The organism is Polycladidibacter hongkongensis, from assembly GCF_001561995.1.
In the GTDB taxonomy this organism is placed as follows: Bacteria; Pseudomonadota; Alphaproteobacteria; order Rhizobiales; family Stappiaceae; genus Pseudovibrio; species Pseudovibrio hongkongensis.
In genome coordinates, this window is record NZ_LLWC01000022.1 from 317,012 (window position 1) to 341,642 (window position 24,631).

The 24,631-nt window shown below is 55.2% G+C and carries 15 protein-coding genes; 9 read left to right on the forward strand and 6 right to left on the reverse strand.

Annotated features, from left to right (window positions below; all coding sequences use genetic code 11):
* Nucleotides 1-3: 3 nt before the first annotated feature.
* Nucleotides 4-1,665: a flagellar hook protein FlgE gene (locus tag AYK82_RS09580; protein ID WP_068314608.1), complete on the reverse strand. Its 1,662-nt coding sequence runs from the start codon at nucleotides 1,663-1,665 to the stop codon at nucleotides 4-6.
* 273 nt (nucleotides 1,666-1,938) lie between these two features.
* Between AYK82_RS09580 and AYK82_RS09585 the strand changes: the two genes are divergently transcribed.
* Together AYK82_RS09585 and AYK82_RS09590 are read left to right on the forward strand one after the other, a co-directional pair.
* On the forward strand, nucleotides 1,939-2,781 hold the full coding sequence (locus AYK82_RS09585) for an AAA family ATPase (RefSeq protein ID WP_068314610.1): 843 nt from the start codon (nucleotides 1,939-1,941) through the stop codon (nucleotides 2,779-2,781).
* A 3-nt stretch (nucleotides 2,782-2,784) separates the two neighbouring features.
* On the forward strand, nucleotides 2,785-3,387 hold the full coding sequence (locus tag AYK82_RS09590) for a hypothetical protein (protein WP_068314613.1): 603 nt from the start codon (nucleotides 2,785-2,787) through the stop codon (nucleotides 3,385-3,387).
* A 2-nt stretch (nucleotides 3,388-3,389) separates the two neighbouring features.
* Here the strand turns inward: AYK82_RS09590 and AYK82_RS09595 are convergent, their stop codons facing one another.
* Nucleotides 3,390-4,694, reverse strand: coding sequence for an NAD(P)/FAD-dependent oxidoreductase (locus AYK82_RS09595; RefSeq protein WP_068314616.1), 1,305 nt, complete (start codon nucleotides 4,692-4,694; stop codon nucleotides 3,390-3,392).
* A 282-nt stretch (nucleotides 4,695-4,976) separates the two neighbouring features.
* On the opposite strand from AYK82_RS09595, the gene AYK82_RS09600 reads away from it, so the two are divergent.
* From AYK82_RS09600 to AYK82_RS09625, 6 genes are all read left to right on the forward strand, one after another.
* Nucleotides 4,977-5,537 carry a SixA phosphatase family protein gene (locus tag AYK82_RS09600; protein WP_068314620.1) on the forward strand — a complete coding sequence of 187 codons (561 nt, stop codon included), beginning with the start codon at nucleotides 4,977-4,979 and terminating at the stop codon, nucleotides 5,535-5,537.
* 111 nt (nucleotides 5,538-5,648) lie between these two features.
* The gene (locus tag AYK82_RS09605; RefSeq protein WP_068315648.1) at nucleotides 5,649-7,106 is read left to right on the forward strand and encodes a YcjX family GTP-binding protein; all 1,458 of its coding nucleotides are present in this window, start codon (nucleotides 5,649-5,651) and stop codon (nucleotides 7,104-7,106) included.
* Nucleotides 7,103-8,161: a YcjF family protein gene (locus AYK82_RS09610; RefSeq protein ID WP_068314621.1), complete on the forward strand. Its 1,059-nt coding sequence runs from the start codon at nucleotides 7,103-7,105 to the stop codon at nucleotides 8,159-8,161. The genes AYK82_RS09605 and AYK82_RS09610 overlap by 4 nt, the downstream gene beginning before the upstream one ends.
* 21 nt (nucleotides 8,162-8,182) lie before the next feature.
* A complete protein-coding gene (locus AYK82_RS09615) occupies nucleotides 8,183-9,358 on the forward strand; it encodes a vWA domain-containing protein (protein ID WP_068314622.1) in 1,176 nt (391 codons plus the stop codon).
* 218 nt (nucleotides 9,359-9,576) lie between these two features.
* Nucleotides 9,577-10,905 carry a DUF3011 domain-containing protein gene (locus tag AYK82_RS09620; RefSeq protein WP_068314623.1) on the forward strand — a complete coding sequence of 443 codons (1,329 nt, stop codon included), beginning with the start codon at nucleotides 9,577-9,579 and terminating at the stop codon, nucleotides 10,903-10,905.
* 94 nt (nucleotides 10,906-10,999) lie between these two features.
* Nucleotides 11,000-12,388 carry an MFS transporter gene (locus AYK82_RS09625; RefSeq protein ID WP_208976450.1) on the forward strand — a complete coding sequence of 463 codons (1,389 nt, stop codon included), beginning with the start codon at nucleotides 11,000-11,002 and terminating at the stop codon, nucleotides 12,386-12,388.
* Nucleotides 12,389-12,452: 64 nt separating this feature from the next.
* Here the strand turns inward: AYK82_RS09625 and AYK82_RS09630 are convergent, their stop codons facing one another.
* A complete protein-coding gene (locus AYK82_RS09630; protein ID WP_068314626.1) occupies nucleotides 12,453-12,770 on the reverse strand; it encodes a 2Fe-2S iron-sulfur cluster-binding protein in 318 nt (105 codons plus the stop codon).
* A gap of 80 nt (nucleotides 12,771-12,850) precedes the next feature.
* Entirely contained in the window at nucleotides 12,851-13,186 is a 336-nt protein-coding gene (locus AYK82_RS09635; RefSeq protein ID WP_068314629.1) for a hypothetical protein, read from the reverse strand.
* Nucleotides 13,187-14,072: 886 nt separating this feature from the next.
* Here AYK82_RS09635 and AYK82_RS09640 point away from each other — a divergent pair.
* On the forward strand, nucleotides 14,073-22,175 hold the full coding sequence (locus AYK82_RS09640) for an apolipoprotein A-IV repeat region-like domain-containing protein (RefSeq protein ID WP_068314632.1): 8,103 nt from the start codon (nucleotides 14,073-14,075) through the stop codon (nucleotides 22,173-22,175).
* Between the two features lie 145 nt (nucleotides 22,176-22,320).
* Here AYK82_RS09640 and AYK82_RS09645 read toward each other — a convergent pair whose 3' ends face one another.
* Together AYK82_RS09645 and AYK82_RS09650 are read right to left on the reverse strand one after the other, a co-directional pair.
* Nucleotides 22,321-22,908, reverse strand: coding sequence for an ABC-type transport auxiliary lipoprotein family protein (locus AYK82_RS09645; protein ID WP_068315653.1), 588 nt, complete (start codon nucleotides 22,906-22,908; stop codon nucleotides 22,321-22,323).
* 71 nt (nucleotides 22,909-22,979) lie between these two features.
* On the reverse strand, nucleotides 22,980-24,629 hold the full coding sequence (locus tag AYK82_RS09650) for an MlaD family protein (protein ID WP_068314637.1): 1,650 nt from the start codon (nucleotides 24,627-24,629) through the stop codon (nucleotides 22,980-22,982).
* Nucleotides 24,630-24,631: the final 2 nt, after the last annotated feature.

The following is a 24,631-nucleotide window of genomic DNA, read 5'->3' on the forward strand; positions in this document are numbered from 1 at the left end:
CCTTTAGCGAACGATATTGAGCACCGAATCCAGCATCTGGTTTGCGGTAGACAGCACCTTGGAGTTCGCCGAATAAGCCTGTTGCGTAATGATCAGCTTAGAAAACTCGCCAGCAATATCCGCGTTCGAAGCTTCATAGGCCTTGGCACGAATTGAGCCGCCATTGCGGAAATCAGGCTCCCCAGAGGTTGGTGTCCGTGCAAATGCCGCACCATCAATACGCTGCAACTCTTGCTCGGCAGCAAACGTCGCAATAGGCACCTTGTAGAGTTGCTGCGACTTGCCGTTGGCGTAGTTACCGGTCACAAATCCATCTGCTGTAATGCTGATGGAACGCAAATTACCGGCAGGATAACCGTTCTGTGCAATATCAATTGAGGTCGCAAAGCCGATCTTGTCTTCGTACTGTGTCAGCTTATCACTGCCAAACGACAGGGTGTGATCCGCAGCCTTAACCCCGTTGACTTCAAGTCCGGAGATCGACATCGCCCCGTCAGCTGGAGTAACCATGCGTCCGGCTGCATCAAAAGAAACATCACCAATTTTCTTCCATGAAGTATTGGTGCCTTCAGCCTTCGGCGCGCTGTTGTAATACAGTGACCACTGGTCCTCACGATTAAGGGCCCAGCGCAACTCGACATTCACGGGCGTACCGTTTTTATCGTAGACAGTTACCGCCCCACCAGTAATCGTACTATTCAAGAACTTGGTGTTGTTTTCTGCAAGCACTGCATCCCGACTTACGCTTGAAAGGGCCGGGTCATTTGTTTCCTCATCAATATCGATGGGAGTAAGCCCGCTACCGCTCAGGTCAAAATTCACAGAACTTGCAATATTGACCTCGCCATCAATGGCAATATCAGCAGACACACCATTAAACTGGTTTAAGAACTCAATATATTCTTTTACCGTGGTATCCGTAGTGAGAGCCAAAGTCTTTGTCTCCCCGTTCACCTCAGCAGTAATTGTCTCCCCTGCGGTAAAGTCATCGGACAACGTTATTTTATCGCCTGTGGAGAGCACTCCCCCACCGGTTGCATTTGTGAGCGAGGTGGAAGTGTCAGTTTTCACCTCTGCAAAAACAGCCGGGTCGAGATACTGCGAGTTTGGTGTTGCCAGATTAAACCGCGAAGTCGATGGCGTCGAAGGTAAGTTGGCCTGATAATCGATGCGATCGGACGGCTTCGCCGCCATCGGTTGGTCAGATATTTTGATTGGTGTTAGCTTATCGCCTGTAGCGCCAGTTTCTGCATTAACAGTGTAGCCCTGCAAAAAGTACCCCCCACTGTTCACTAGGTTCCGGTCTAGATCCAGCTCAAAATCACCTGCGCGCGTATAAAACTGGTCAGGGGTTGTCTGTGTCAGCCCGGCCTGATTGGTCACTACAAAGTAGCCACTGCCATTGATCGCCATATAGGTGTCTTTGTCAGTGCCACGAATATCACCCAGCAAGTTGTTCGTCGCCCGTGATGTGGCCATAACAGTACCAGAGACCTGCTGGCTCTGTTTGGCTCCGCTGCCGGACACCAGATCACTGAAGGTGGTATCCAAACGTTTATAGCCAGTCGTCCCGGAGTTCGCCACGTTACCGGAGATATTCTCCAGCGCCGTTGATTGGGCATCAAGACCAGTCGTCGCAGCGTTGATCGCACCGTAAATGCTCATTGGCAACCTTTGTCGTTTATGCGCGTTCCTACCACGCAGAATCTTCGTTAGATCACTTAAAGCAATAATTATGCCAAGCCCGAAAACTAGCTAAACTTTTAGTTTAAAACACTTCCTCCCGCCACGTCATCAAGTCAACGCCACGCCAATCGGCAAATTATTCCCACTAAGCCATCATAACTAGGCAAAAGCCCCCTACTGCAACAAAATCGCCCCTTGCCGCCAAATTCCAAACTCACTAGTCTTACGCCGATCATTCTTTAAGGAGCTTTCATGAAGTTTGCTGGCACCGATACCTATGTCGCCACCGAAGATCTGCAGGTCGCCGTCAACGCCGCCATAACCTTGGGACGCCCCCTATTGGTCAAAGGCGAGCCCGGCACCGGAAAAACAGCGCTAGCGCAAGAGATTGCCGCCTCGCAAGGCGCACCCCTTATCGAATGGCACATCAAGTCAACCACCAAAGCTCAACAGGGTCTTTACGAATATGATGCTGTCTCTCGCTTGCGAGACAGCCAGCTGGGAGATCCAAAAGTCGCGGACATCAGCAACTACATCAAACGCGGCAAGCTTTGGGAAGCCTTTGACCACAGCGGCCCCTGCGTTCTGCTTATTGACGAAATCGACAAGGCAGATATCGAGTTCCCCAACGATCTGCTGCAAGAGCTAGACCGGATGGAGTTCTTCGTTTACGAAACCGGCGAAACGATTAGGGCAACGCAGCGTCCGATCGTTATCATCACGTCAAACAATGAAAAAGATTTGCCGGATGCCTTTTTGCGCCGCTGCTTCTTTCATTTCATCCGCTTCCCCGATGCGGAGACTATGGCACACATCGTCGATGTTCATTTCGGCAACATCAAGGATCGATTGGTAGAGCAAGCATTACAGGCGTTTTATGCCCTGCGCGATGTTCAAGGCCTGCGCAAAAAACCCAGCACCTCCGAGTTAATTGACTGGCTGCGCCTCCTGCACAATGAAGACACAGATCCCGAAGCCCTTGCCATCGAGCACCACGCCAACGGCACACAGCTGCCGCCTCTACCCCATAACGGCGCCCTGCTTAAGAACGAACAGGATGTCAGCCTGCTAAACCACATCACCAAAGCGCCCTAACTGATGATCCCAAGTAAACGACGGTTGATTGCCCTAAGCATCCTGCTCGGCTACCTCAGCCAAACAGCACTCGCCAATGACCCGTATTCTGAAGGGCTGCTAAACCGCCCCTACGACCTGCGCACCGGTTGGCGTAAGGATGTGCACGGCCTTACACACATCGAAGGCATGCACTGCCCGGACTGGCTCGGCGAAATGGAACGTACAGCGATCCTTCCTGATATCGAGGCTATTGGCCTTGGCTGCACCTACGAACGCAAGCGCGCCCGCGTCAGCGCAATCATTCGCCAACACCCGCACGGTGCCGCACAGCCATTTATGCGCGAGCTCGCGGTAAACTTTGCAGCCTCTGGGTTTTCATTATTGAAAGATAATGGGCTTTACAAAGGCATGACGTTTGTCACCGGCGAACAAAACCACCACTCCATCTATGAGAGCATTTGGACATTTGAGGGCGAAACAGCCGACTACACTCTATGGGTTTCGCAGCGCGCCCCCGTTTTCCCGGAAAAAACAGATAAACTGCTGCGCGACTTCTTCGCACTTGCCAAACGAGTGGAGGCCTCGGCTAAAGAGGCCACGAGATCAAATTCACTGCAAAACTAATTTTATCTACTGCGCAGCATCGCCCGCTTTTCTTCAAACCAATCCAGTGCCTGCAAGCGGTAGTATTCCATTTGCACCGCGGCACGCCCTGCAGCACCCCCTGCCCAAGGGTGCCCAAACTGCGCCAACAGCCGCCAGCGATCATCTCCCGTGGCAAGACCCTTTGCTACCAAAGCCCCGCCCATGGCAGACGTATTAAGCCCGTGCCCGCCAAACCCGGTCAAAGCCCATAATCCGGGCCGCAATTCTCCCACAATCGGCATTTTATGGCGCGAATATCCCATCAGGCCAGACCAAGCAAACTCCACATGGAAATCGCCAAGCTGCGGGTAGATCTCCAATATCTGTTCTTTTAGCATCTCCGCCAGCAGCGCCGGTTCCGTGCGCCGTGTGGTGATACGCCCCCCCCACAACAGGCGATTGCCCTCGACAATACGATAGTAGTCACCAGCGCGGCGTGTGTCGGCAATGCATCCATTGAAGCGGATTACCTCACCCAGTTCCGGCCCCATGCTTGCACTGGTCACCACATAGGTTGCAACCGGCTGCATAGCTTTGTCCACTTGCGGCCACACGCCATTCAGCACGCCATATGCACTGGTCGCCAACACGACACTTTCACTGTGCACGCAGCCAAGCGGCGTGTTAACCCGCCAACCCGCGCCGACGCCCTTAAGTGATAAAGCAGGTGATTGTTCAAAAATCTTCCCGCCCAAACGCATAATCTTCTGCTTCAATAAATCGGCATAAGCCAATGGATCGATATGAAAAGGACTTGGGTCGTGCAAGGCACAAAAATAACGATCACTTTGCAAAAAGCGCTTGAGTTGTGGGCGATCAAGAAAACCTAGCTCCACATTGTAGTTACGGGCCATACGCTCTTGGCGCGCCTTTAATGCCCCTGCATTGTCGTGACGCTGCACCTTAAGCCAGCCGCGCCCTTGGACAATATGGCCAGCCGCCTCGCGCTCTATCATCTGGTGGATATATTGCACCCCGCCCGCTGATAACTTGTAAAGCGAGCGCGCATCATCAAGCCCGACGCGCTTCTCCACCTCGTCCATACCCGCTGCAAAACCGGCCGAAACAAAACCGCCATTGCGTCCAGAGGCCCCCCATCCTGTCAGCTCAGCCTCCAGCACAGCGACCCGCCGCCCTAGCTTCAAAGCCTCAAGCGCACAAGTAAGTCCCGCAAGCCCGCCACCCACAATACAAACATCCGTATGGTATTTACCGACCAGTTCAGGTTGAACTGCAAGATCACGCTGGCGCGCGGCATAGTAAGAGGCAACATGAGATGCGTGCACGAAAGTAAGCCTTAATCAAATCAATCGCCCGTTGTGTTGCCACATTTAGGGGTAAAACTCAACTGTTATACCACCCTTATAAATTCTCTTTGCCAAGTAAATCCAATGCATCACACACACAACAAACTCATTACACTCAGATAGACCTTTTCACGGTACCTCCAGAAGAGTAGGTTACGAGTCCTGAAGAGCACTCTTTGCGAGAAAACAACACAAGGCATCGTAGTTTTGCTTAGTGTCTGTGTGTTTCTTCTAGATCGAAGAGAAATGGGAGATGACTGAATGCTACGTTTGCTGCTTATGCGCCACGCCAAATCAGATTGGGGCGACCCACGCCTTCCCGATTGTGAGCGCCCGCTAAACACCCGTGGCGAAGCAGCAGCGCAAGATATGGCCGCCTTCATGGCGGCCCACCACATGTTGCCCGAGCTGGTGCTGTGCTCCACGTCCTTGCGCACCCGCATGACGTTGAGCCCGCTCCTGCCTTACCTGTCAAACGAATGCCGCCTGATAACACTGGAAGACCTGTACCAAGGTGGCGGCCCGGACTACGTCGAAACAATTTGCGCTTATGGCGGCCTTTCTCAAAACCTGCTCGTGCTGGGCCACATGCCGAACATCCAGCAAACCGCATCGGAGCTCTGCGGCGGCGGCAACCCGGCCCTCATCGACGATATGGAAGAAAAGTATCCAACCGCCGCACTCTCTGTTATCGCATTTGATAAAAATCGTTGGTCAGAAATCAGCCGCAAAGAAGGCCGCATGGTCTCCTTTATCAAGCCGCGAGAATTGCCCGACTCCCCTCCCCTAACTGCCTCTACCAAAGTCACTCCATTAAAATAACAGCGTTCCGAATACACCTAACGGAGTGAATGCTCTTGTAATCCCTCACGCTTTTTCCCACATCACCCCTAGGAGATTACTGTGAGCAAATTAGAGCGTACCTTTCAATACATGCGCGGCGAAACCCGTCACGCCTTGAAAAACATTGCCCAAACCACCGAGGACTTGACCACTCCCACCATCCGACTTGGTGTCACTGGCCTTGCCCGCGCTGGCAAAACCGTTTTTATCACTTCCCTGTTGCATAACCTGATAACCGGCGGGCGCCTTCCCCTGTTCACCCCAATGGCGTCCGGGCGCCTGGCCAGAGCTTACCTACAGCCGCAGCCAGATGATGATGTGCCCCGCTTTGACTATGAGGATCACCTCGAACAACTTGTCGACGAACGCCTCTGGCCAGCATCCACCAAGCAGGTTTCGCAGCTCCGCCTAACCATTGAATACGAATCCGCAACCTTCCTAGGTCGCAATCTTGGCACAGGGCGCCTGCATCTGGACATTGTTGACTACCCTGGCGAATGGTTGCTGGATCTGCCCCTGCTCTCGCAGGACTTTACGAGTTTCAGCGCCGCCGCATTCGCACGTGCGCGCGCAAGGCCGGATCTAGCTGGCGAGTGGCTTGCACTCCTTGATGCAAACTCCGCCGCCATTGCCGCAGAGGATGGCAGCGGCGGTGATGAGCAGCTCGCCCGCGCCCTCGCCGCTGCGTTTACAGATTATCTACGCCGGTGCCGATTGGACGACAACGCCCTGTCCATGCTGCCCCCCGGCCGCTTTCTGATGCCTGGTGAAATGGCAGACAGCCCCGCGCTCACCTTTTGCCCGCTCGATACTGCCGCGCTGCCAAGGCGCCCCGCGCCCGACAGCCTACATGCCATGATGCAGCGCCGATACGAGGCCTACCGCACCCACGTCGTCAAACCGTTTTTCAAGCACCACTTTGCCAAACTTGACCGACAAGTCGTTCTAGTAGATATGCTCCAAGCGTTAAATGCTGGCGAGCACGCGCTGGACGATCTACAAACCGCGCTCCACGAAATCTTAGGTGCTTTCAAGCCCGGTAGCAGTAGTTGGCTGCGCTTTATCGGCGCCCGCCGTATCGACAAGATTCTCTTTGCTGCCACCAAGGCCGATCACCTGCAAAAGGAAGACCACGACAAAATGCAGGCGCTGCTGGGCACACTTGTTGCCAATGCCTCTGCGCGCGCTTCCCGTCATGGCGCGCAGGTCGAGGCCATGGCGCTTGCCTCTGTGCGCGCCACCCGCCAAACCATGCTGCGGCACGATGGTGACGAACTGCCCGCCCTAATCGGCACACCTTTGCCCGGCGAAACGCTAGATGGCCAGCGCTACGACGGCACCGAGCAAGCCGCACTGTTCCCCGGTGATCTACCCGCCTCAACGGATCCACACACCCTACCCGCAGCCCCAGAAGGCGGATATGGCGTCAATTTCGTTCGGTTTCGCCCGCCACAACTGCGCCAAACAGCAGAAGGCATGACCTGCGCCTTACCACACATTCGCATGGACCGCGCTCTGGACTTCTTGCTGGGAGACAAACTCGCATGACCAAACCAGCCCCTAAAAATGCCAACAGCAAACCACGCGCCCCGCGCTCGTTTAAGCTTGATCCGCAAGATCTGGAGAACCTGAACGAGCAACTGGATGCAAAACCAGAGCCAGAAGCACATCTCCCCGCTACCACTCATAGCCCCTTGCCAGCGCGCAAAAGCCGCGCCGGCCGCTGGATCCTTGTTGGCATTACCGGCCTTCTCTCTCTATCATTCGCACTGGCAATCGATGAGCTGATCCGCGCCCTATTCACCCGCTATGAATGGCTTGGATATGCTGGCCTTGCCCTGCTAGCAATTCTAACCCTTGGTCTCATTGGATTTATCATCGGCGAAACCCGTGCCCTCTCCCGCCTTGCGCGCATTGATAGCTTGCGCCGCCACGTAGCAGCTGCCAATACCAATGGCTCAGAGCAGGAAATGCGCCGCGCCCTAAACGATTTACAACGTCTCTACGCCGAACGCGCCGACACGGCAGCAGGGCGCGCCCGCCTAGCGTCTCATCTTGACGAGGTAATGGACGCCAGCGATCTGGCCAAGCTGGCTGAACGGGAGGTACTTACTCCGTTGGACAACGCCGCACGCCAAGCAATTCTTTCCTCTTCCAAGAGAGTTTCGCTGGTGACGGCCCTGTCACCACGCGCACTGGTAGATCTTGGTATCGTTTTTTACGAGTGCTTGCGCCTTATCAGCGCCATTGCCCGCCTTTACGGCGCGCGCCCCGGCTCGCTTGGTTATTGGCGCCTAGCGCGCAAAGTCGCCACCCACTTGGCGCTCACCGGCGGAATGGCCGCAGGCGATACAGTGCTGGAGCAATTCATCGGCCAAGGGCTCGCCGCGCGCCTGTCCGCGCGACTTGGCGAAGGCGTCATCAACGGCTTCCTCACATCCCGCGTTGGTCTTGCCGCTGTCGAAGTCTGCCGTCCCATGCCATTCATTGAAAGCAAAGGCATCACATTACCCCAGCTTATGGGTGAACTGGCAAAATCCACTCGCCCCGCCAAGGAAAAAGATGAAGCCAACGCGACGCAAGAGCCTCTCGACAAGGGATAGCAGCCGGACTAGGCTAGCCCCATGTTTATCGAGTTCTTCCTCAATCTGAAGCAAAAGGGCCTGCCGGTCTCCCTGCGCGAATATCTAACGCTCATGGCGGCGCTCGACGCCGATTTGGCAGATAAAAACCCGCAGACATTCTACTATCTCTCTCGCGCAACGTTAGTGAAGGACGAGAGCAACATCGACAAGTTCGATCAGGTGTTCGCGCAAGTTTTTGCAGGTCAGCTGCCTGTTGACGAGGTCGCCGCGCGAACATTGCCAACCGATTGGCTCACCCGCCTTGCGGAAAAACACCTCAGCGAAGAAGACAAAGCCCTTATCAAATCCATGGGTGGCTTTGAAAAGCTAATGGAAACACTGGCTCAGCGCCTTGCCCAACAAGAGGAGCGCCATCAAGGCGGCAACAAATGGATCGGCACCGCAGGCACCTCTCCATTCGGAGCTTATGGCTATAATTCGGAGGGCATCCGCATCGGCCAATCCCACTCCCGCCATCGCCGCGCTGTCAAAGTTTGGGATGAGCGCGCCTTTCAGGATCTGGATGGCTCCCGCGAACTTGGCACCCGCAATATCAAAGTGGCCCTGAAAAGACTACGTCGCTTTGCCCGCCAAGGGGCGGCAGAAGAATTCGACCTTGAAGGCACAATCACCAGCACTGCCCGCAAAGCCATGCTGGATGTACAAATGCGGCCTGAACGGCGCAACGCCATCAAAGTCCTGATGCTGTTTGATATCGGCGGCTCGATGGATGATCACATCCGCACTTGCGAAGAGTTGTTTTCCGCCGCACGCAGCGAATTCAAACATCTTGATTACTATTACTTCCACAATTGCCCCTATGAGGCACTTTGGAAAAACAATGCCCGCCGCCATACCGAGCGCTTCGCAACAACAGACCTCCTGCATAAATATGGCGAAGAATACAAGCTTATCTTCGTTGGCGATGCCTCCATGAGCCCCTACGAAATCACCTATTCAGGCGGCTCCGTCGAGCATTGGAACGAAGAGCCTGGCAGCCTTTGGATGCAACGGCTAACCCGACATTTCAAAAAGAGCGTCTGGCTCAATCCCGTACCCAAGCAACATTGGCGCTTCACCCCCTCGATAAACATATTGGGAGAACTGATGGAGCAGCGCATGTTCCCCTTGACCCTCCAAGGGCTGGACAAAGCTATGCGCGATCTGGGCAAATAGCACCACCGCCACCAAGCCTATGCGAACACGGCAGGATAGCATTAAAACACTGTTTTTAAATATTTTTTCCCCAGATGAGATCAGCACAACCCCTGCATTTTTTTAAGTAAAGTGTAGCGCCAAGCCCAGCGCAAGGCGCACACCCTACACTCTGTCATAAATTTGACCTAGCCTATCCAGACTTCTGGCAGTTTCAGGTTTTGCTAAAGGCTATATTCATGGACACCGCCCCCGCCCGTTTTTCGCGGCAACTTTCCCACGTGCTGGCTAAATTCGTCGGCTACGCAACGCTCGCGCTCTCTTGCTCCGCACTCGCGGTCGCACAAGACAACAACCAAACCACGGATCGCCAAGAATTACTTGGGCAGCTGATCCCCTCGATCATCTTTCAAAAATGCCATGAGCAACTGAATGCGCCCATCAACTCACCGCAGTTTATCGCCTGCCTACAACGTGCCACCGGTGCCAAACCAAGCCCAGTAGAGCATCAAGGCAACGCAGACTATCAGCCGGAAAGTGTTGCGCCAGGACACTTGCCCCAAGTGCTCGCCCACCCGCCAGCAGAAGGCTATTTCCCAGATGAGCTTTTAAGCTGCGCGGCTCCTACATTCGGCCGCCGCCTGTGTAAGCTACCATATCTACAAGCACGTAAGGTCGCTTTCCTGCGCCAAACGGCGCGCAAACCATGTGTGCTGGACCAAACATGGGGCCTTGCCGCGCAGGGTATTTGGGTCAAAGACGGCTGCGCAGCACTCTTTTATGTCTCGAAACCTGAAAGCCCGCTCATCACAGCGCAGATTGCGCCCCGTCGCTTTGTCGATCGGCCAATCGAAGGCCTTACCTCACCAGTTCCCTCCCTACCCCGGCAATTGCCCGGCGGCTGGGTGCAATGCGCACTTGAACATCAACCTTGTGCCGTTCCTCACCCGACTGTCGTCCGCTTTGGTAGGCCCGGCGCTTTCGTAGAGCGGTTTGTAGACAAGGAAGTGGCTTGTACGAAATCTCGCTTTCGTGATCCCGCGCGCGGCGCTCCAAAGGCTTGTTATTACCGCCCACAAGCAGGTTCACAGCTTCAAACGCAAGGTATCCAGAAGGTCGAAGTGCCACCACTCGCTGCCCCGCAAGTTGTGGCAACCCCGACAAAAAAGCTCTGGCATATCCGCGGTGGCGACCCAGTTCATTTGGAACACGGTGTCCCGGAAACCGACGAGCGGGACTTCCTCGCCAGCTGCAAACCCGCATCTGGCTTGGCACGGGTCACACTCGCTCCATTTGGTTCTCATCAGCCCGGTAGCCCGCTAAACATAACCGCTTGGTTTGATGGGCACTCAAGACCACTGCATGCAATTGCCTCCAGTGGCCACAATGAATCCGGTTCCCCCGAGCCCCAGCTAATACTCTCTCTTACCGATATGTTTTGGGACAACTTGCAGCACAAAAACAGCCTTGTCCTTCAACATCAAAACGGCAATGCCTATACTGTTTCATTAAAAGGCAGCGCCGCTGCCCTGCGCAAGTTTAAGAAACTCTGCAAGCGATCAAGCTAATTACTCTTGCAAGGCAGTTGCAAGACCACTAACCTGCACACAAATCATTACGTGGCAGCAGGTCTGCGCAGAAGCCCCGCACGCGATCCACACCGTGCTTGCAATCCACACCGACAGCACCAGCGACCACTTCACAAAAAAAAACCACCGGCACCTGATGCGCCGCACGCCCTACATTCTAGGCACAGCGGCCATAGGCGTGCCTGCCCGCGCTCCTTCATCCTCGCTGGCATTGGTGAAAATAATAGGGAATACAAGCGTGTTTAAAGATTTGAAAGACCCTGATTATGGCTGGAGATCTCCAGTCATGCTGCTGGTAATTCTCTCTGTAGCCATGCAACTTTGTTGGTCGGTCTGGTGGAATTTGATGAACAATTTCGCCGTTGTCGAGCTCGGCTTTACCGGACAGGAAATCGGCATACAACAATCTATCCGTGAGATACCGGGCTTACTTGCGGTCTCCATCATCGTTGCCCTGTGGTTTTTCAAAGAACAGCCGCTCGCCTACATCTCCCTGCTTATTCTTGCAGGAGGCATCGCCGTTACTGGCGTTTTTGCAAGTGAATGGGGCTTTTACATCACCACACTAATCATGTCTGTGGGCTTCCACTATTTTGAAACTCTGCGCCAGTCCCTCTCGCTACAATGGCTACCCAAAGCGACAGCTGCCTACACCATGGGGCGGATTATGTCGATCTCGGCCATGGTTCAGCTTGTCACCTATGGGGTTGTTTATCTCGCTTGGCAGACAATTAAACCGAGCTACGAAGTCGCTTTTGCTGTTTCGGGCATCATTACTATTCTAGTGGTGTTGGTTGTAGCCGCAGTTTTCCCGCGCTTTAAGGAAGGCGTGCCACAAAACAAAAATCTCGTCCTGCGAAAGCGCTATTGGTTGTTCTATGCCCTAACCTTTATGGGCGGCGCCCGCCGACAGATCTTCACCGTCTTCGCAGGCTTTCTGATGGTGGAGAAATTCGGCTACCATGTCCATGAAGTTGCCAGCCTTTTTATCATCAATGGCCTGATTAACATCTTCCTTGCCCCGCGCCTCGGTGCCTTCATCGGCAAGGTAGGAGAGCGCACTGCGCTCACGCTGGAATATATCGGCCTGATTGGCGTGTTTGTCTCCTACGCCTTTGTGACCAACGCCTATGTAGCTGCCAGCCTCTATGTGGTCGATCATGCGTTCTTCGCCATGGCCATCGCCATCAAAACCTACTTCCAGAAGATCGCAGACCCGGCAGATATCGCGCCCACATCAGGCGTCTCATTTACCATAAATCACATTGCCGCTGTGTTCATTCCAGTCCTGTTTGGTCTTTTGTGGCTGGTCTCGCCTGCCGCCGTATTCCTCGCAGGTGCTGGCATGGCCGCCATCAGCCTTGGCCTTGCTCGCCTCCTGCCACAGTATCCAGCCCCCGGCCACGAGCTTATCACCGGGGCTGCAGATAAAAACGCAGTGTTGCCCGCTGCCGCCGAGTAGCGACCCTTACCCATAAAAAAGGGGAGGCAAGCACCTCCCCTCATTACTTAGACTGGCTACAAACCTACTGGTTTTCCGGCACATGCACCACAAGCCCGTCAAGCTCGTCACCAACCTTAATCTGGCAACAAAGCCGCGAGGTATCGCGCACATCCTGCGCAAAATCGAGCATGTCCTCTTCCATTGGCTCAGGCTCGCCTGTCTTGGCAACCCACGCCTCGTCCACATAAACATGACAGGTCGCACAGGCACACGCACCGCCGCACTCTGCCTCAATCCCCGGCACCATATGCTTAATCGCCGCTTCCATAACGGTAGAGCCGCTGGCCGCTTCAACCTCTTGCGTCTCACCGCTGTGCAGCACAAAACTGACTTTAGGCATCCTAATCTTTCTGGCGTTGTTATGTTTGTCTGGCGCTTAAATACTCGCATCGTGCTAACCCTGCAAGCTGACAAACCACCTCAATAGAGGATTTCATCGCCGCTCAGCATGGCCTGACACAATTGCAAAGTCTCAACCAGCACCCTATCAAGCGCAACATACGCGCCATGCTCTTGCGCCTTTCTTGCTGCATCCGCCAAGGGCACAGCCCCGACACCTAAAGCTGCACCGCGCATACGATGCAAGACAGCCTCCTTTTCCACCTGAGGTTTTTCATGATCGCCAAGCTGCTCTTTTAACACAGCCAGTTGCTGCAAAAACAAACCCAACACGTCCAAAGCAAACTCACGATCACCAAATGTTACAGTGCGTAGATGCTCCAAATCCAAGAGAAGTCCCTCCCTTGAGCCCGTCATATTCACCTCCACTCAAAACACCAATCACTTGTCACTCTCAGACACCCAGACCACCGCAACTGATTCTATCCAATAAGCTTTTAGCACTGAATTCCCGTCATTGAGATGCCATAGGCGGATATCGAAGCCATGGTGCCCCATCGCGATTCATGGAATTTCACAGGAGTCTAGCCTTTGTTAAAAAAATTTTTTCTATGGTTAACAGCAGGTAAACGATCATATCAGTTAAAGCTCTCGTTAACACTTGGCTAAATAGTCTACCACTAATCAAGGCTGGCCTAAAAGTTAACACAAGCGATTCAATCATAAGAACAATTCGAAATCCATCACAACTATAACTACTAGTTCCCTGCCTGCCGCCACCAATAAAAAATGAGTCATTTGCTGCATTATGTGCAAGCTCCGGAATCCACTTCCACGGTATTCAGTTGGCTAATAATTGCAGAACCCAGCGGCCAAGCCAACACGCCACCAACCTCGCTGGAATCATTTTGTTAACCTTTTGCGCGCCAGCCCGCCTGCACCCGCGACTGCACATCCTGCCATCCTCTTAACATATGCATATGTGAACTTGGGGGATGACCTTGCTAGGGAACGGCTTTTCTGGCGCCAACAAGCGCGACGAGCCGTGTCACTCTATTGTGCCCTACAGGTGTTTGTGTCATTAGAAACAAGCAAGCTGCAAGTGCTATGGGCATTATTTAACGAGAAGTTAAGGTTAACGTAACGCAAACACGTAAACCACCCCAATAAGTTTCAAGGAGACTCTGGGGAACTTCTATGGTTAATATTTCCTTAACACCATCGCGTTGCGTTTCCATTTGCGTCTGGCGACCCAAAGCATTTGGAAAGAGTAAAGTATTGAGTACGGGAACGAGGCATTAACATGGCGAACAAACCGAAGGCGAAAGCCCCGTCGGAAGTGGCTCTCTCCGCTGTAGAAGAAGCTTTGGCAAAAGGCTACAGCGAATTTGAGGACCAAGACGCCCTCTTTGAATCAGACAACCAGAAGCCAAAGGACAGCCTGAGCGAGCAGGCCAGTGCAGAACCTGCGCTAAGCGACAGCACGCCGGCAACTCCAAGCGAGAAACTGGAAGATCTGGACAAGAGCAGCGAAGATAAGCGGCCAACTCGCAAGCGCGGCCGTGGCGGACGTCCGCCGACCGCATCAAACGATGATCGGCAAACAGTTGCCAGCCTCATGTATGCCTTGCAGGCTCGCCAGTCATTGGCACCGTTTTGGATTGCCTTCGCAGTTTCCGTAGTTTGGTCCGGCCTTGGCTTCGCTTTGGCCTCATCCGCCTTTGGCGATCAGTTGTCCGAAGTCAACTCGCTTGCCAGCCTGTCCACCAGCCCGGCCTTGGTGCTTGCTGGTGTTGCCATTGTTGTACCACTGCTGTTTTTCTGGATGATGGCGCTAATGTTCTGGCGCTCGCAGGAAATGCGTAATGTCGCACGCTGCATGACCGAGGTCACCATGCGCCTCGCCGAGCCGGAAGACTTTGCCCGCGAAAGCATCTTGAATGTGGGCCAAGCCATCCGCCGGGAAGTCACCGCCATGAGCGATGGCATCGAGCGCTCCATCGCCCGCGCCGGCGAGCTGGAAGTCATTATCCATAAGGAAGTGACCGCGCTTGAAAACTCATACAACGATAACGAGATCAAGATCCGCCGTCTGGTAGAGGAGCTGGTCAGCCAACGCGAAGCCATTCAGGCCAACGCTGAGCTGGTAAGTGAAACCATTTCCGGCACGCACGAAGGTCTCGCAAACCAGCTTTCCGCTACTTCCGACGAGTTCGCCAGCTCTGTCGACCGCGCCCGTGAACGCCTCACCACGGCCATTGAAGCAGCACTGGAACAGCTGACCAATCGCATCGAGACCCGCGTCAACGACGCCTCCGACAACTTTACCAATTCTGGCAGCGAAATGCTGTCTACCCTGACAAACCGCTCCGACAGCTATGTGGAGCGCCTAGCTGACACAGGCAAAGAGCTGGTGGATGCCCTGAGCGAAAGCGGCCAGCGCTTGGCAAGCGAGCTCACCACAACCGGCGCGGACGTCAACAAGACCTTTACCGAGCAAGCCGATCGCTTTGTCAACGGCCTCGCCACCCATGGTGACGAGCTTAACGCCCGTCTGGCAGAAACCTCAGATGCTCTCGTGGGTACCCTTTCCAGCCGCTCCGAAGAGATCAACAATGCGCTGGCCTCCACTGGCGACCGCATTGAGGATGCGTTGGAAAACCGCGCCGCCCAAGTTGCCGATATGCTCACCAAGAGCGGCGAAGATATGGGTGCGTCCTTCCAACTCTCCGGCGATATGCTGGCAAACACCATCTCCGACAGCACACAGGCTCTTCGCGCCGAGCTAGAGGAAAAAGGTGGCACCCTTGCCGCGTCAATCGAGCAAACCGCAAACGACGTTACCAGCCGCTTTATCGAAGCAGGATCGGAGCTGCGCGATACGCTTTACACCACGTCCAGTGGCATTACAGAGCGCTTCGAACATGCCAGCGGGCACCTGAACACCACACTGGCCACCGGGCTCAACGAGTTCACAGAGAATGTCACCAACACCTCTGCGCAGCTTAACGAGACCCTGCTTGGCACCACTGTATCCGTCACAGACAGCATCAACAGCGCCAACCAGAGTTTGCTCTCTACAGTCAACAACGGTGTTACCAGCATCAATGAATCTGTGTCCGTTGCCCGCAATGAGCTGTCAGGCACGCTAACCACCGGCCTTAACGAGTTCAACGAGAACGTGGCCACCGTTAGCGCTCAGATGACACAAACGCTGGAGACCACCACAAGCGATGTGACCCAGCGCATCGACAGCTCGTCCTCGGAGCTCAGCAGCAGCCTGTCGCAAGGCATGTCGTCGATCACGCAAACGGTAGATCGGACGACCACCGAGCTGGGGCAAGTGCTTTCCACATCCTTGCGCGAATTCAACGAAAGCGCCACCACAGCCACCGAAGAGCTGCAAAGCACCCTTTCGCAAACATCGCAGAGCGTTACTTCAGGCATCAACGCCTCGAACGAGCAGATCAAGTCCACCCTTTCCGGCGGCTTGCAAACCCTGCACGAAACCGTGGAGGATATGCAGACCAAGGTCAGCGATACCCTGTCCACCAAGCTGGACAGCTTCACCGCCGACGTGGACAGCGCCAACACCCGCCTTTCCGGTACCTTGCGCAGCACCACAAACGAAGTCACAGAGAAGATCACACAGGTTAATGACGAGCTTGGCTTTGCCATCGCTGCGGGTGTCAACCAGATCACTCAAACCTTCAGCACCACGCAGGATGAGCTTAACCTCACCCTCACAGCCACCGGCAACACGGTGGGTGACCGCATCGCAGCGGCCAACGACGACATCTCCCGCACGCTCTCCCAAGGCGTCAGCAGCCTGAACAGCACTGTTTCAGGCGCCAGCGAGCAACTGCAAGAAACACTTAACGTCACCGCTGCCGATGTCACCACCCGCATCAGCACGGCCAATGATGAACTCTCTGGCAAGCTGACCACAGGCATGTCAGCGCTGAACCGTACCATCACTGAGGCTGGCGACAAGCTGGAAACCCAACTGGGCGAAACCTCCAGCCGCGTCTCTGGCGAACTGACGCAAACCACCCAGAAGGTTACCGAGGAACTGGCAGGTGCCTCATCGCAGCTGACAACCACCGCGGCCAGCTCACTGGGCGAAATTTCCGATAAAATCGCAGAGGCCAACATCGTCTTCGGCACCAAGGTCGAAACCGGTGTCACCGGCATTACCGAGGCCGTCTCTCTTGCCACAGAGCAGCTGGAAGAAGCACTCAGCAGCAATTCCCGCCGTGTAACTGGCGAGCTGAACTCTGCAAGCACCACGCTGGTAGATACGGTCTCCGGCTCGCTTGATCAGATCTCGGAGAAAATCGACGAGGCCAATACCGGCTTCAGCGAAAAGCTGGCCACCGGCGTCAATGGCATTTCCGATGCGCTTAGTCTCGCCACCAGCGAGCTGGAAGAGACGCTCACCAACAATTCCATGCGTGTCACCGGCGAACTCAACACCGCCAGCACCAATCTGGTGGACACTGTCTCCCTTGCGCTGGCAGATGTATCTCAGCAAGTGGACAGCGCCAACACGCGCCTCACAACCACCATGCAAGGCGGGCTGGAAACGCTCTCCACCTCACTTACCGAAGCAGAACAAAGCCTCTCCGGCAAAGTGGAAGCAACCAACCGCAACATCGAAAGCGCGCTGCAAAACTCGCAGGAGGCCATTGCCGCCGCGACAAGCACCGCAACGCAAACACTGGGCAATTCGCTGGAAACCTCGGTCACCGGTATCTCCGAGGCGATCAGCTCGGCAGACACCGCACTGGCACAGCGCGTCATCTCCAGCAAAGAAGAACTTACCGGCCAGATCGAGTTGGCTGGCGGTCAGCTGATAGACCGCATGCAGGGCACTGTCACCACCTTGCAGCGACAGGTGGCAGAAGCGAACACTTCACTTGAAACCTCGCTCGACCAGACCTTGCAGGGCATCACCACGCACTTTGTTGGTGCTGGCGATACGCTGCATGAGAAACTGCGTCTGTCTGGCGACGACATCGCCGCGACCCTGAGCTCCACCAGCGGCACCATGTTGGAAACCATCACCGCCCGCACCGATGAGCTCATCGGCAAAGTCGACAGTCAGAGCCGTGCCCTTGACACCGCCCTGCGCGACACGGGCGAGCATGTGGCCAGCACCATGGCCGAGCGCGGCAAAGAGCTTAACGAAGCACTTGCCGTTCAATGTACCGATTTGATCGAAACCCTCTCCGCCCGCTCAGCAGACGTCTCTGAGGTCCTGCGCGGCGCAGGTGAGAGCATCGGCATGGATCTGTCCCTACGCGGCGAGGAAATCACCGGCCGCATCGACGAAACCGCCAAGGTGCTGGGTGAAACCATCACTGGCAGCGGCGGCGAACTTGCCACCCGACTTGAAGATGTCTCCACCCGTATTCACGAGAGCATCACCGTCAACGGCGCTGCACTGGATGAAACCCTTGCCAACCGCGGCGCTGATCTGGCTCTCTTGATCGAAAATCAGGCAGTCGACTTCAAGGTTGCAATGGAAACCGTCGGCGGCGAAATCACCGGCGCTCTTGGCCAGCGGACCGACGAGCTTACGGTCAAACTCGCCGACACCGGCACCGAGCTTGCCCGCCTTATCGGCTCTCGCTCCGAGCATTTGGTCACCGACCTTGCAGAAATCAGCGACCGCATCTCCGACACTCTGGAGAACCGCGGCGGTAAACTCAGCGACGGCCTTGCCTCCCGCCTTGTGGAGCTGGAGCAGATCGTCAACGAGCAAGGGGCACAACTGGTTCAATCGCTGGATCTGCGCTCACAGAACCTGTCGGTCTCCTTTGATGGTCGCTTGTCTGAACTGGAAAGCACCCTTTCCCAGCGCACACAAGCCTTCGAGGAAGCGTTCGACACCCGCTCAACCAGCCTCACCAGCGCCATTGACAGCCGCACCACCCTTGTCACCGAGGCTCTGGACACCGGCGCCAAGCTGATCACCGAAACGCTGGAGGACAAATCACATACCATTGCCAAGATCCTTGAGGATCGGACCGATGTAATTGCGGTAGACCTCACCAACCGCGTGGAACAGGTCGGCGAACAGCTATCCACCCGCGCGACGCAGATCGGCGAGGTCCTCTCTGAAAAAGGCGAGCATATCGAGCAGACCCTGTCCTCAACTCTCACTCGCTTTGACGAAACAGTCGGCGATAAGGTAGAGGCAGCGGCAACGGTGATCTCTGATAAGGCCGAGCACTTGGCTCAGTCCATGTCCACCGGTGCCGAGCGCATCGACCACGCATTGGACGCCCGTGCCCGCCAGATTTCCGAGACACTTGTCGCCCGTACCCGTGAGATCGCTTCCGCGTTCTCTACCGGTCAGGAAGAAATGACCGAGGCGCTCGACACCCGCCTCAATGAAGCTGGCAATGTTATCGTACGCCAGTCTGAAGAACTCACAGAGGTGCTCGCAGGGCGTGTTGAAGAAATCAACATTACGCTCGGCAACAAGGTCTTTGAAGTTGCCGAAACGCTGGATACCCGTGCATCTGCGCTGGAAAGCATCCTTAACGACCGCGTGGAAGCAATCTCCACCAAGATCGGCGGCGAGAGCGAACGCGCGGCCACAGTCCTTACAGAAGCTCTCACCGAAGTAACCACTGCGCTGGCTGATGAAAGCGGCAAGGCCCGTGACCTCATTCTGGAAGTTGTCGGCCAAGCGTCCACCAGCCTGTCGCAGGAGCGTATACGCACCGCCGAAACAGTCACACAAACCATGCAGGAGCTCACCGGCTCCATCTCCAGCGAAGGCTCGAAAGCAGCAGAATCTGTTTCGCAAGCCCTCGCAGATATCCGTGGCTCCCTCACCGAAGAAAGCATCGCCGTCCGCGACGCTGTCCTATCTACGGTGGAAGAAGCGGCACGCACCCTCGCACTTGAAAGCGACAATGCCCGCACCAGCTACATGGAAACGCTGGCCCAAATGTCTGGCCAGCTCACCGGAGAGACCGGCAAGGTCCGCGAAGAACTTATTGAGACCGTCTCCTCTGTCACAACACGCTTGAATGAGGAAAGCGAGCGTTCAAAAGCAGCGCTTGAAGAATCCGTCGATCGCATCCGCAACCTGCTTGCCGGGGAAAGTGAAGAGGTACGCGCACGCGTCTTTGCCGTCATCGAAGAAGCCGCAGGCACCCTTTCAGGCCGTGTCCACGCTGTCTCGGAAGAGCTGCTGGAAAAAGCAACCAACCTTAACGATGCCTTTGGTGATCGCTCCGCAGAGCTCTCCCGTATCATCGGCAAGGACGGCAATGACCTTATCGAGGCAATCGAAGAACGCGCCAACAACCTTTCCGCCCGTGTAGACCAGGTGCACGGCGCCATTATCGACGCCGTATCAGTTAAAAGCCAGGAGATCGCGGACACCTTCGCTCGTTCCGGCGTAGATGCCACCAAAACTCTCGTGGAAACCGGCGGCGAAATCACAGCCCTGTTTGATGAACGCTCAAAGGCGGCAGCCAATGCGCTGTCGGACGCCCAAAACCAGTTCGTCGATCAAGTGGGCGGCATGATCACCTCCCTCACCCAGAGCGGCGAGCAAGTGGCAACACAAGTTCGCACCCAGTCCGAGCAAGCCAGCTCCACGCTGAACACCGCTCTGGATGGCCTAGGGGACGTTATCATCCAGCGCTCGCAACAAGCCAGTGATGTTCTAAACAGCACCCGCGAGAACTTTGCCGATGAAATACGCAATCTCTTGGCAACGCTGGAAGGTCAGGGCGACGCTGTTGCCAGCGCAGTAAAAGCACAAAGCGATGTGGCCAGCCGCTCGCTACATGACGCTCTCACTGATATCGGCGACACCATCGAAAAACGCAGTGAAGCTGCTGCCACCATTCTGGTTTCCGCCAAGGATCAGCTATCCGGCGACATTTCGCAGATTCTCAGCGGCCTGAATGGCGCCAACACCGAACTGCGCGGCATTCTCGACGCCGCCGGGGCAAATCTCACCGAAGTGGAAACCAACCTTGGCCATCGCGCCAACGAGTTCCGCTCCGCAATTGAACGTGCCTTGGCGGAAACAGAATCAGCCAACCTTTCTATTGATGCGCAAGTCTCGCTCCTGCGAGATACCACGCAGGCCGTACTCACCGACACGGCGGCTATAACCACGCGCATGGACACCCAGAACCAGCAACTGGCAAAGGCAGTTCTTGATCTGGAACACGCCAACAATGCCGTAGAAAGCCGCGTCGTCGACCGCCGCCTAGCTATTGAGGAAATCACAGAAACCCTCATCAGCAAAACGCAGGCCGCCGAACAACTCATGGCCAACTACACCGGCACCTTGGGTGATGTTCTAGAAATTGCCGATGACAAGGCCCGTGAAGTTTCTGGTATGCTGAAAGTTGCCGCTGAAACCGCGACACGCTCTGTCACCGAGCAATTTGAAAACATGCGCATGACCGCTGGTATGGAAAGCAAAAAAGCGCGGGATGAAATTCGCGCTGCTCAGGACGAAATTCTGGGTGAAATGAAGCAGACCATCTCCACAGCGGCCGGCGATTTCTTGCAAACCACAGAGCGCATGCGCGACGTGGCATCGCAAGTGCACACCGAGCTGGAGGCCACACGTTCTGAGCTAAGCGCCGGATTGCATGCGCTGCCGCAAGAGGCCGAAGCTTCCACAGCGGCCCTGCGCCGCGTGGTTTCCGAGCAAGTGAAGGCACTGGAAGAGCTATCGCAGATTGTCGCGCGTCAGTCTTCGCAGTTTGATGTCTCCACACCGGCCCAAGGCCGTCAGGCGGCAGCTTCTTTTACCCAGGCGTCGGCCGCAACCCAGCTGGAAACGGCCCCGGTCGGCGCTGAACGGAGCAATACTGATCTAGATGAGGCAAGTGCCGCACCTAGAGCCCCTCTTGCCTCGCGCTCCAACCTGCGCGCCCGCACCGCTGAGCCGGCACCGGGCGAGCCGCAGGGGCAAGGCTGGATGAGCGATCTTTTGCGCCGTGCCTCCGATGACGAAGAAGGAACGCAACCGCAAGTTGCACCGCAAATGCAAGTGAACCAGCGCTCGCCACAACACGTTGTGGAATCGTTGAACTCGCTTAGCATGGACATTGCCCGCGCGGTTGATCACGACACTTTTGTCAGCTTGTGGGAACGCTATCGCCGCGGCGAGAAAGACGTCTTCACCCGCCGTCTCTACACGCTGCAGGGGCAACAAACATTTGACGAAATCCGTCAAAAGTACAGAAGAGACAAAGAGTTCCGCCAGGCTGTCGAGCAGTACCTCCGCGACTTCGAGCAACTGCTCACCCAAGTCTCCCGCTCCGATCCAGACAACCGCGTCAGCCAAACCTATCTGACGTCGGACACCGGCAAAGTCTACACCATGCTGGCACATGCCTCTGGACGCTTCGACTAAACGAACTCATAGGAAAACGGAAAAAGGGCGCTCTTTAAACAAGAGTGCCCTTTTCCTTTTGTCCCCTTGCCATGCCTTCAGCATTGGCAAGAAAAAACCGGCGAGCTTCGCGCTCACCGGTTCCAAACACATCCACGCGAAGTAACTACAGGCTGTTGACGACCCAGTCTGCCATCTCAAGCACGACCCTGTCAGATGCAGCATTCAGCGCATCCACAGCCGGGGCAGGTTCAACCGCCCGCGATGGCACAGATGCAGTAAACACCCGCGAGCGAACAGCCCGGCCAGTCCGATCATCTACCAAACGCGCTGAAACCTCCACCAGTGCCCGATTGCCACCATCCAAACGAACTTCAAATGAACGCAGTGTCGTTTGCAACTGATAGTCAATCAACAGGCCCTGCCCCGGCAGGGCAACTCCGTTAAGTTTTCCGGTAGTTTCAAGAGTTTCGACCAGTTGTGCCTGAAACACCTTTGGCAAACTGTCGCTCCACGCCACCTTGCCAAAATAGGTGTAACTCGGTCCACGTTCGGCCACCGCAATACTGGTTGTATCAAGCGCCTTAAGAGCTGTTGGTTGCGGCACAAGGATCTGCACTGACCTACGCTTTGCTGCAACAGGCGTAGGATTTGGCGCGCTTAGGCCATACAAAACCTCAGGCCCACTTGCAGCACAGCCAACAAGCGCCACACAAGCCCCAAGCAACCCTAATCTTTTCGCAATGCCCGTCACCAACAAATCAAAACCTCAAATAGCGTCAATGCACCAGATTTAAGATAGGCTTTTCTAAAATGCAAAGCATTTCATCGCCGTCGCGCGCCATCATAAACCGGCACTTCATCACCGCCAAAGATAATCCGGTTTGGCCGCCTGTTAAAATTATCTACAGCGCGCTGAATATCCACCAGTGTTCGGTTAAGCTGCGCAATCACACTGGCGAATTCTGCCGGCGCTTTTTGCGAAAAGCTCAGCAGATTATTTGAAATCGGTTCCGCATTCTTAGCATAAGCCTCTGCCAACTTCCGCACAGCAACAGCCGCCTTAGTGGCTTCTTGAATAAGACCACCACCATCACCTTTCACATAGCCATCAACCTCTTCGAGAATGCCATTGACCCTGACACTTGCACCATTAAGGTTAGCCGCGATCTGTGCGGCATTCTCCACGATTTGATCTATTTCGCCACGGCGCTTACCCAAATCATCTGTGATGCCGCGAACATTAGCTGCGGCTGCGCTCACATCATCAACCGTCTTGGCAATCTGTGTTGATTTTCCGGCGACGGCAGCGCTCACATCTTCCACATTGGCAACAATCGCCCGAACCTTCTCAGGCTCCACTGCCGCGATCACTGCCTGCGCATCGCCCGCCGCAACACTTAAACGCTCCATCACCTCTTTTGCACGCGTGCCCAGTTCGCTCACCAGCTGCTTGTTATCCGCTAATTCTTGCGAAACCGCTGCCAAGTCGGTTGAAATCTGGCTGGCATTGACAAGCGTCTTAGCCACATCCGCCTTGTTATCGCTTACTAAAGCACCTAGATCGGCGGCCCCCTGCACAGCCTGTTCAACAGCGTTTGGATCAACAGCCGCAATCACCGCATCTACCTGCTGTAAGCTGCTATTGAGCCCTTCTGTAAACTGTTGCACTTGCCCGGCAGCCTCCTGAACATCGGCAAAAACCCCGTCAAGCTCCTCTGCTTTATCAACCAGTTTAGCGGTAAATTCTTCAGAATTGGAAACAATGCCAGCAAGCTTGTTTTCAGGCACTGCCGCAAGCAATTTCTCGCCACGATCCACCAACTTGCCAATTCGTCCGCTCAAGTCGGTAAAAGCACGAGCTGTATCGGTAATTCCGGCCATAAACGCATCAACACCATCGGAGTTGGCAGCAAGCGCATCGGAAAACTTTGCCGCGTTGGCAATGGTCCGTTCCACGTCAGGCCCAGCCGCCTGAACCACATTATCAATTGTCGTCAGGGTCTTATCCGCTTTACGCAGAATGTCCTTTGCCCCTTCAATAATGTCTTCAAATTGCGATCGTTGCGCATAAATAACCGGAATTTGATCTTCATCCTCAGAAAACAACGGCTCCGAGGCCAGCGTGCCGCCCGAAATCGCCACATAGGCAACACCGGTTAAACCGGTAAAGCCGAGCATCGCCTCCGAATCTTTGCGCAGTGGCGTGCTTGCATCCACCCGCACCGTCGCCACCACCAGCCGTGGATTGGTCGGATCAAAGGTAAGATCACTCACATCCCCGATCTTGATGCCATTAAATGTCACTTGCCCGCCTTTAGGCAGCCCGGTCACAGCGCCGGGAAACACCACCTTGATAAGGCGTTGGTTTTCACCGTCGCTGGCTCCGATCAACCAGAATGTGAACAAAAACATAGCGGCCACCACACCCAACACGAAGCCGCCGATAACCATGGTATTGGCACGTGTTTCCATCT